Origin of the sequence: Leptolyngbya sp. FACHB-36 (assembly GCF_014695955.1) — a bacterium.
In the GTDB taxonomy this organism is placed as follows: Bacteria; Cyanobacteriota; Cyanobacteriia; order Leptolyngbyales; family Leptolyngbyaceae; genus FACHB-36.
On the sequence record NZ_JACJPG010000446.1, the window covers coordinates 1 to 1,566 of the forward strand.

The following is a 1,566-nucleotide window of genomic DNA, read 5'->3' on the forward strand; positions in this document are numbered from 1 at the left end:
TCTGTAGAGGCGGCAAGGGCGATCGAATCGATTTGGTACAGCTAGTACAACACGGTCGAGAGCCATGCAAAGCTGTCTCTCTATAGAGAATGAGGAAACGATATTTACAATAGGGGAACCGCCCACCGTTGTTTTGTCCCTCCACTATGCCAATTAGCAGTGAAGCTCTTAAGCAAGATCTCGATCGCCTCACCACTCAGCAACTTCAGCAAGTCGCTGAGTTTATCGCCTTTTTGAAGTTTCGAGATAAGCGCCGTCGTCTTGCACTTGATCCTGCTCAGTTGGCTGCCCTTGCGACTGAATTTGCCGAGGACGATCGTGCTCTTGCCGAAGTAGGAATGAGCGATTATGCAGCGATGCTTTATCAGGAAGATCAGCAATGACTAATCGACTTAACCGCGGTGAGGTGTAGTTAGCTAATCTCAACCCAACTCAAGGTTCTGAACAAGCGGGCGTTCGTCCTATCATCCTCTTTCAAAACAACATTGTTTCCCAGTTTTCCACAACAGTCATTGCAATTCCTTTGACCACAAATCTACGTCGCGTCTCGCTACCGATTTGTCTGCTGATTGAGCAAGGCGATGGTGGACTAACTCAGGATTCTGTTGCGCTATGTTTTCAGATGCGAGTGCTAGATAAGACTCGTTTGATTCGCAAACTGGGGCAACTCACTCCTGAAACAATCACTCAACTAGAAGAAGTGGTTTTGCTAACGCTGGGATACGAGTCATAGCAGAAGTGTTGTAATTTTGCCATTAGAAAGCTTGCTATTAAAAATTCCTAAGAACATCTAAAACTGTTAACGCGCTTGAGTTACTCCTCACTCTTCAGCAGCCAAACCCCGCTGTACGTCATTCCTGAATCGTCCGGCTGCACCACTAGAAAATGTAGCCCCTGACTCGCTTGCTTACGGCGCTCAAATTCCGCCGCCGATCGCTTCACATCCGGGTCCTCAAACGTGGCAACCACCCAGAGATCGACCAGTCCTGCGTCCAGAATTAAGCCATCGGGTGCGCCGGGAATGTATTGCAGCGACACCGGATGCGAGGCTTGCAGCCACCGCGCCAGCCGCATTGATTGCCGTCCGCCATCGATTACCACGCCGGGAACTGCCGTTGTAGACGCTAACCCCAGCTTCAGCGGCAATCGATCGTCTGGCATGTCTACAACGGGAATCATGCGTCCAGTAAACGCATCAGCCAGCTCAGCCGCAGGCAACGACGCAAATCGCCAGCGATCGCCCCACAAATTCTCTGCCAGCGGCACAGGTGGCGGACGATCCAGATCGAGGGGTTGGTAGGGCTGGCGGGTATAGTTCGGCAGCGTGGGATACTCGCGCGCGCGATCAAGAAGCCAGCGTTTGACCGTGGGCGTGCGGCGAGTCGGCTCAACCGCAATGCCCAATGGTTCACAAGCGGATTTTAGCAAGTGCAGCGTTTGCGGTCGGAACACCCGCATCTGCTTTGGTAGGGCAGTCTTCGTTGCAAGCTGTTGCAACTGCATCACCAGCCAGTCAGCGCTCACCTTTGGCTGCGGACACACGGCGCTGTAGCGGAGGCTGCCCGC

The 1,566-nt window shown here is 52.8% G+C and carries 2 protein-coding genes and 1 pseudogene; 2 read left to right on the forward strand and 1 reads right to left on the reverse strand.

Features of this window, described 5'->3' with window-relative positions; translation table 11 throughout:
- Nucleotides 1–146 precede the first annotated feature (146 nt).
- Both H6F43_RS12630 and H6F43_RS12635 read left to right on the forward strand, forming a co-directional pair.
- Nucleotides 147–383 (forward strand): hypothetical protein, encoded by a 237-nt coding sequence (locus H6F43_RS12630; protein ID WP_190343105.1) that lies wholly within the window; start codon nt 147–149, stop codon nt 381–383.
- Nucleotides 380–733 (forward strand): annotated as a pseudogene (locus tag H6F43_RS12635) (type II toxin-antitoxin system PemK/MazF family toxin). Before H6F43_RS12630 ends, H6F43_RS12635 begins: the two are co-directional and overlap by 4 nt.
- A gap of 80 nt (nt 734–813) precedes the next feature.
- Here the strand turns inward: H6F43_RS12635 and H6F43_RS12640 are convergent.
- The coding region (locus H6F43_RS12640) for a Tab2/Atab2 family RNA-binding protein (RefSeq protein WP_190343106.1) at nt 814–1,566 on the reverse strand (753 nt) is incomplete at its 5' end.